This is a genomic window from Cellulomonas alba (assembly GCF_030362835.1).
Classification (GTDB): domain Bacteria; phylum Actinomycetota; class Actinomycetes; order Actinomycetales; family Cellulomonadaceae; genus Cellulomonas; species Cellulomonas alba.
Window position 1 is genome coordinate 1 of the sequence record NZ_JAUCGQ010000005.1, and the last position, 7,069, is coordinate 7,069.

Sequence of the window (7,069 nt, forward strand, 5' to 3'; positions counted from 1 at the left end):
TCCTTCAACAACGAGCGTGGCGAGGCCGTCGCGTACGACTACTTCGAGCTGCGCGTGCTCAGCCCGGAGGCCGACCTGTCGGTGCTCCGCGTCCCGGCGGACAACTCCGGGCGTCCCGCGGTGCCGCTGCCCGACCAGGGCGACGAGATCCGCGCGCGCGTCGAGTTCCGCTCGGCGGGCGGCAACGTCAAGGCCACGGCCCTCGCGATCCAGGTCGCCGCGACCGTCTGACAAAGGGCGCGGCCCGTGTCCTGGCAGGGATCACGGGCCGCTGTCCGCAACTCCGCACATCGACTGCGGGGAAGGGCTGGTGCGAAGTGTCGCAGGACACAGTGGGCGTGGAGCCCACGATTCACCCGGATGCCAAGAAGGCGCTGCTCGTGAGCTGCGATCTCGCGGCTGAGGCGCTGATGCGCTCGGGCGTCATGCAGGAGCTGCGCGAGTCGGCCGAGCGCCAGGCAGCCGCACGCCGGGTTCGCTCGGTGCTCGAGGTTGCGTCGTGATCGCCGCCGAGATCGTCCGGCCGGTGATCGCGTCGCCGGACCTGCTGCGCTACGTCGTGCAGGATCCCAACACCCGCGTCGTCGTGGCCCTGCTGGGCTGGGTCGCCGGGATGATCTGCGGCGCGTGCCTCGCGCTGGTCCTGGGCCGGTGAACGTCGTCATGGCCGGTCTGCTCGCCCTCGGCGTAGGGGGCCTCGCGGCCCTCGCAGCTGGTGCCGGGGTCACCTGGCTCGGGCACGTCATCGTCGGCCGCGGGTTCGCCCGTGAGGTCACCGCGGCCGTTGCGACGGTGGGTGACGCCCGGTGAGCGCCGGTCTGCTCGCGCCCTGGATCACGGCGCACGCCGTGTTCCTCGGGGTCCTGCTGTTCCGCTCGGTCATCTCCCGCGTCGGCGGTGTCTGACGTGTTCGCCGAGCTGCTCTCGTTCTTCGCCATGGGCTACGGCGCGGCCCTGGCCATGGTGATGACGGCCTATCTGCTCTCCCGGGGAAGGGGGTGACAAAACTCAATGACTGGTGCGATCACGATCGACTACGCGACGGCGTTCGCGAGCCTCGGCACGTCCATCAGCAACGCCCTGACCTCGGCTCTGCCCGTCGTCGTGCCGATCTTCGGTGCGCTCGTCGGCCTGTCGGTCTTCATCGGCGTGCTGCACAAGTTCGGCCTCTCGCGCTGAGCCTGTGAAGGACTCTCCGGGTGACGCGTCGCGGCCCGGAACAACGAGGGCGGTCCTCGGTCATGGAGCGACCGGGGACCGCCCTCGCGGCTCTCTCACCAGGCAACGCGGGTTGTCCGCGTGGCACAGCTCGAACCTTGGACGGTACTCGTGAAGCGCTGGAAGCGCGTGGCTCGAGGCGGCATCGCCGCCGGGCTGGTGGTCGTGTCGGGCATCGTGCTCGACCCTGCCGCCGGTCCTGCTGCTGCGCTCGCCGGACCGTTGCCGCCCCTGACCTATCCCGCTGGCGCGATCTCGTCGTCCACGGGCGTCTCGCTGACCGGAGCTGCGGCTAACACGTTCATCGCTGAGAACCCAGCTCTTGTGCCCGAACTGGCGACGGCTGGGCCCGCGGCCGAGGCGGTCGGCATGACCGCGGGCACCGTGGCCGGTACGGCGTTCGGTGGCCTGCTCATCGGCACGAGCATCGGCACCGAGACCTCGAAGGTGCTCGGGCTGCCGACGACGGGCAACTTCGTGTGCGACGTCATGGCTGCGTTCAACGGGGTCGGGTGCAGCATCGGCAAGTCGCAGACTCACGTGGCGGACTCCGAGGTCACGCCGCTGCAGCATCCGGGCTGGGACAACCCGCCGGTCTACTCCGCGACGGCGGGCACGGGCGTGAGCGGCCTCACGATCGACATTGAGGACGGCTCGATGTCGACGCCGAACTTCGGCGCGTCGGGCCTCGTCGGCTTCAAGGTCTCCTACGGGTACACCGCGAGCCGGGCCGACGTCTGCAACGGTCGGGTCGCGCCGCAGGGTGGCAGCGCGACGGTCGTCATGCCCGCCAACATGAACTCGCTCGGCCTCGGTACGGGCTTCGTCGCGCCGTCGATTCCGAACCTGGCGAACTCCACGCAGTGGTGGCCGAACTCGTGCACGGCGGGCTCTCTTCCGAAGGAGAACCCGGTTACGGTCTCGGGTGGCTCCACGTCGAAGATGCCTCGCCTGCAGCTCTTCCAGGGTCCGACGCTGATCGCGACCTACTACCCCAAGGGCGACCCGATGCGCCCGCCGGACGTCGACCCGCACCCCGCGCGGCAGTGGGTCAACACGTACTCCTGCATCGGTGGCGGCTCGGGCATGGTCACCTCCGCGACGTTCCACGAGGGCGACGCGGGTGCTTGGCCGCAGTTCCCCGCCGCTCCGTGCGCGTCCGGTCCGTCGTCGTTCCAGATCGACGAGCTGAACCTGTCGGACGGCACGACGCGCCTGGTCTACAAGTGGGTGCTCCCGACCGAGGTCGGCACGACCAAGCAGGCGTACCCCGACTGCGCCGCCGGCACGTGTGAGTTGCAGCTCGAGCGTCAGAAGGCGCCGAACGACTCGACCTACCTGTCGTGTCTGTCGGACCCGACGAAGTGCCTCGACTGGTGGAACAAGACCAACCACGGCACGAGCAACGCCCCGGCCGACACGGGCGACCGGTACCGGTGCATGTACGGCCCGCACGAGCTCGCGCTCACCGAGTGCTCGATGTACGCGCACATCGACACCAAGGTCTACAGCAACCCCAAGACCGGCGACCCGCTGACCGACGCCCCGACGGATCCCAACCCGAACCCGAACCCGGACCCGAACATCCCGCAGGACCCGGACTGTCCCCCGCCGTTCGCGTGGTCCTCGCTGGTCAACCCGTGGTGGTACTACAAGTCGATCACCTGCGGCCTCGAGCACGAGTTCGTCCCGCAGGGCGCCTTGGACACCGACAGCGTGCGCAACGCGTGGAACGCCACCAGCTTGGGCAGCATCGGCGGGTTCTTCGGCACCCTCACCCCGTCGATGTTCCTGCCGCCGAGCCAGTCGTGCGGGCCGCTCGTGGACACGTCGTTGCCCGTCAGCTACGGCGGCACCGACTACTCCCCGCAGCACTTCGTGGTGACGACCTGCGACGGCTGGTGGCAGTCCGACGGGGTGCACACCATCCGCGGCATCATCGGCGTCGCGTTCATCCTGGGCGCCGCCGTCGGCGGGGTCCGCATGGTCCTCAAGACCATTCGTGTCGAGGCAGCGGAGCCGGTCAAGTGATCACGTCAGCGATCTGCAACTGGTTCTTGCACACCCTGGCGGCGATGCTCGCCTGGATCCCGGCGCTTGACCAGTCGACGCAGAACTTCCTCAACTCGGTGCCCGGCCAGGTGACCACGGTCATGTCCCACGTCGGCTACTTCTCGCCGCTCGTGCCGTTCGACCAGCTCTCGATGGCTCTCGGCGTCATCCTCGTGTTCTGGGTCATCTCCCTCGGTGTCCAGGGCACTCGCATCGTCCTGTCGTTCATCACTGTGGGAGGTGGTGGCGTGTGAGCGCCCTGCTGGCTGTCGTCGTCGCTCTGGTTGTGTTCCTGGCGCTCCTGGTCGTCGTGGTGGTGGCGGTCGTCGTCGCGGCGCGCGTCACGTGGAATGCGGTGGGTTCCCGCCGGGGTTCCGCAGGACCCCGGCGGGGACCCGCACCCACGACCGCTCCCGATGGGACGGACCTCCCGTGATCGAGGGCTGCCCCATCGTGGGGTTCACGGGCGCGAACGGCGTCGGGAAAACCCTGGTTGCCGTCTCGTGTGCGATCCAGGACATGAAGCGCGGCCGCGAGGTCTACTCGACGGTGCCGATCAAGTCCGAGCACGGCGAGTCCAAGGAGATCCGCTCCCTTCGGCACCTGCTCGAGCTGCGCGACTGCACGGTCCTGATCGACGAGATCGCGGTCGTGTTCAGCTCGCGCGACTCGATGCTGATCCCGCGCGAGTTCGACGTGTTCCTCCAGACGCTGCGGCACTCGGGGGTCACGCTGCGCTGGACGGCTCCCGCGTTCGCTCGAGCTGACGTGCGCGTGCGTGAGGTCACTCAGGCCGTCGTCGGCGTGCACGCGCTGGGCAAGCGGAAGGTCGCCGGGGAGTTCTGGCCCCGGCCCGTCACGATCCTGTGCGGCGTCCTCGACACCACGTCTATCCCGGTCGATGGCACCCCGGAGAAGGTCCTCAAGCGGCGGGTGTTCCTGCCCACGAGGCTGTCCGGCTGGGGCGCCTACGACACGCACGCCGACACTCCGCGGATCGGGCACCCGCCGACCGGTGGTGCGTGCGTGGACTGCGGTGGCACCACTCGTCGCGAGGCGTGCACCCCGGAGCGGCACGCGGCGCTCGATCTGCCGCCGATTCCCGGCTGGCGTCCCCCGCCGCCGCGGCAGCGACTGACCGCGTAGCAGCTGCCTCCGGTCCGCGGGACCGGGCTAGAACGGCGCGCCTCCCCCCTGGTCGGGGTCACCGGCGCTAGACAGACGAACGGGCCAGGTATCTCACCACCTGGCCCGTTCCGAGAGGCTGTAGGGAGCCCCGTTGCACATCGTGACACGTCCCGCCCACACGGGCCAGGACACGCCGCGCGACCTTGACGCGTACCTCGCGTTCCGCGAGCTGGTCGAGCGAGCTGCACCCCGTAGACAACTCGGGTTGCTCGACGTCAAGCGTGCCGTGCTGGCCGTGCGTGACGGGCTGGCGCTCGAGGCTGCCGCCGACCCGTACAGCGCACAGCTGACGTTCCGGCTGGCGGTCTCCCCCGGGACGGCGCAGCTTCGAGTGGTGCAGGTCGGCCGCATGGACCAGGGCGACGGGCTCGACGCCTCCCAGCTCGTCGAGGGCTTCGCGTCCCCCGAGCTGTCCGCGCCCGTTCAGCTCGAGCTCGAGGGCGTCGCGTCGACGCGCCGCGCGGTCACGCACTGGTCGGCCAAGTCCCGTTCCCGGATGTTCCGTACCGTCCCGACGCTCGACTTCTCCGAGTGGACCGACGGGACCCTCGGCATGGTGACCCTGACGCTGCCCGGCTGGTGGGAGATCGTCACCCCGACCGGCGCGCGCCTGAAGTACCTGCTCGAGCGGCTGCGGCTGCGGTTCCGGCACGCGGGCATCGCCTGGGTGGGGCTCTGGAAGCTCGAGTTTCAGCGCCGGGGCGCCCCGCACGTGCACGCCCTGATGCGCTTCCCCGCGCTCGTCGGTGGTGTCGCGTTCGAGGACTGGCTGTCGCGTACCTGGGCTGACGTGGTGCTCGACTCGCTGAGCGAGCGCGACGCTTTCGCCTACATCGACATGGGTGAGTACGACCGGCACGTCGCTGCCGGTACCGGCATCGACTACTCCGGCACGCGGTTCTCCGACCCGCGGCGCATCGCGACTTACTTCCTCGGGCACTCTGCCAAGACGACCGACGGCAAGGAGTACCAGCACGTCGTGCCCGCGATCTGGCGGGCACAGGACGCCGGTCCGGGCCGGTTCTGGGGCTACTGGGGCCTGCGGCCGGGGGTCGTCGAGCTGGACGTGCCGAAGGAGGACTACGTGCAGCTGCGGCGCGTCCTGCGGCACGTGCACCGTGCTCGAGCTGCGCGGCACGCCGAGCAGGCCGCCCGGTACGGGCTGGCGATCCGGCGCCACCCGCTGCGTTCCCTCGGCGCCTCCGGCGGCGGGCTGTCCGGCGGCACGGTCGTCGTCAACGACGGCGTGCAGCTGGCGCGCGATCTCGCGCGGTTCCTCGAGCTGCGGCGTCCCTGGGTCATCCCGTCCGGCGTCGGGCCGGACGGGCGTCGGGTGCTCGCGCGGCTCCACTGAGTCACCGCCGGCGCTTGACTGCCGTTATCACCCTCACGACAACCGCGGTTGTCCGGTTTGGACAACCTGGGTTGTCTAGGCTAGGGCCTGCAAGGCCCGGACCACGACGAGGGAGACAACCATGCATGACCCGATGACCCACTCCGGACACTGGCTTTCGCGCGCTCGGTCGCACTCGGCGGCCGCGCTCGAGCGGTCCGACCACGGCGACCGGCGAGCGGCCCTCGAGCAGCTGCGCTACCTCGAGGAAGATCTCCGCGAGGCACGCGCCGCGCTCGTCGCGGAGCTGCGCATCACGGGCTCGAGCTGGCCTGAGCTGGGCGAGCTGCTGGGGATCTCGAAGCAGGGCGCCTCCAAGGTCTACGGCGACCGCGCGGAGCAGCTGCTGCGCGAGTCGATGAACTACGCGCGGCTGTGCCCGGCAACCGCGGTTGTCCCGGCGAAGCAGCTCGAGGACGTGCAGCCGTCGGCGCCGGTCGCGGCCCCGGCGGTGGACGTGCCGCTCGAGCTGCGGCCCGACCCGCTGAGCCTCGAGGACTCCTGGAAGCTCCCGTGCGCCCTGTGCGACGCAGCTCCGGGCGAGCTGTGCCGCAATCAGAACGGGTTCGCGCAGCCCGACTACGTGTGCCGTGAGCGCCGCGGCCAGGGCGAGATCACCCCTGCGGCTGTGTGGAGCTGGTTCGGCAAGGAGGCACCCGCGAACGCGCCGACGAGCTGGGAGGACGGCAGCACCCCGACCACGGTCAAGGCCCGCAAGCGTCGAGGCTGAGGGCAAGGCCCGTCAGGGCCGCGGCAGCGGGGGTGCAGGGGCGTCGCGCCCCTGCAGGGCGTCTTGGGCTGGTTAGGGCGACCCGCCGGGGCAGGGGGCTTGTTCTCTGTCCCATAACTCGGCGGGCTCCCCTGCGGGCCGTTTAGTTGTGCCGGTGAACTAGGCCGATCGGCTGAACCGTCGCGCCTGTGTCCGGTTCTCGTGCTGTGGTGCGCGTCACGGCTGGTAGGACTCTCCCTGCAAGGCAACGGACCGGCTGGCAGGCCGGAACATCGACTACCGGAAGCAGGTGCGGCATGGCTGCGCAGAAGATCGAGTACGGCATCGTCGAGGGCACGGCCCTCCGTGTGGACCGCAACGTCGGTTCCTTCAACAACGAGCGTGGCGAGGCCGTCGCGTACGACTACTTCGAGCTGCGCGTGCTCAGCCCGGAGGCCGACCTGTCGGTGCTCCGCGTCCCGGCGGACAACTCCGGGCGTCCCGCGGTG

The 7,069-nt window shown here is 70.2% G+C and carries 10 protein-coding genes; all 10 read left to right on the top strand.

Translation table 11 applies throughout. The annotated features are described in order from the left end of the window. The coding region (locus tag QRT04_RS17110; RefSeq protein ID WP_289456964.1) for a hypothetical protein at window positions 1–231 on the top strand (231 nt) is incomplete at its 5' end. A gap of 107 nt (window positions 232–338) precedes the next feature. Continuing rightward, on the top strand, window positions 339–503 hold the full coding sequence (locus QRT04_RS17115; protein ID WP_289456966.1) for a hypothetical protein: 165 nt from the start codon (window positions 339–341) through the stop codon (window positions 501–503). Next, complete coding sequence (locus QRT04_RS17120; protein WP_289456967.1) at window positions 500–655, top strand: hypothetical protein; 156 nt, start codon at window positions 500–502, stop codon at window positions 653–655. The genes QRT04_RS17115 and QRT04_RS17120 overlap by 4 nt, the downstream gene beginning before the upstream one ends. A gap of 356 nt (window positions 656–1,011) precedes the next feature. After that, a complete protein-coding gene (locus QRT04_RS17125; RefSeq protein WP_289456969.1) occupies window positions 1,012–1,179 on the top strand; it encodes a hypothetical protein in 168 nt (55 codons plus the stop codon). 150 nt (window positions 1,180–1,329) lie between these two features. Beyond that, window positions 1,330–3,249 carry a hypothetical protein gene (locus QRT04_RS17130; protein WP_289456970.1) on the top strand — a complete coding sequence of 640 codons (1,920 nt, stop codon included), beginning with the start codon at window positions 1,330–1,332 and terminating at the stop codon, window positions 3,247–3,249. Then, window positions 3,246–3,524 carry a hypothetical protein gene (locus QRT04_RS17135; RefSeq protein ID WP_289456971.1) on the top strand — a complete coding sequence of 93 codons (279 nt, stop codon included), beginning with the start codon at window positions 3,246–3,248 and terminating at the stop codon, window positions 3,522–3,524. Before QRT04_RS17130 ends, QRT04_RS17135 begins: the two co-directional genes overlap by 4 nt. Before the next feature lie 265 nt (window positions 3,525–3,789). Next, window positions 3,790–4,416 carry a hypothetical protein gene (locus QRT04_RS17140; RefSeq protein ID WP_289456972.1) on the top strand — a complete coding sequence of 209 codons (627 nt, stop codon included), beginning with the start codon at window positions 3,790–3,792 and terminating at the stop codon, window positions 4,414–4,416. 142 nt (window positions 4,417–4,558) lie between these two features. Beyond that, on the top strand, window positions 4,559–5,812 hold the full coding sequence (locus QRT04_RS17145) for a hypothetical protein (RefSeq protein ID WP_289456973.1): 1,254 nt from the start codon (window positions 4,559–4,561) through the stop codon (window positions 5,810–5,812). A 121-nt stretch (window positions 5,813–5,933) separates the two neighbouring features. Continuing rightward, entirely contained in the window at window positions 5,934–6,581 is a 648-nt protein-coding gene (locus tag QRT04_RS17150) for a hypothetical protein (protein WP_289456974.1), read from the top strand. 296 nt (window positions 6,582–6,877) lie between these two features. After that, window positions 6,878–7,069 (top strand): hypothetical protein (locus tag QRT04_RS17155; RefSeq protein ID WP_289456976.1); only part of this gene is annotated, 192 nt, incomplete at its 3' end.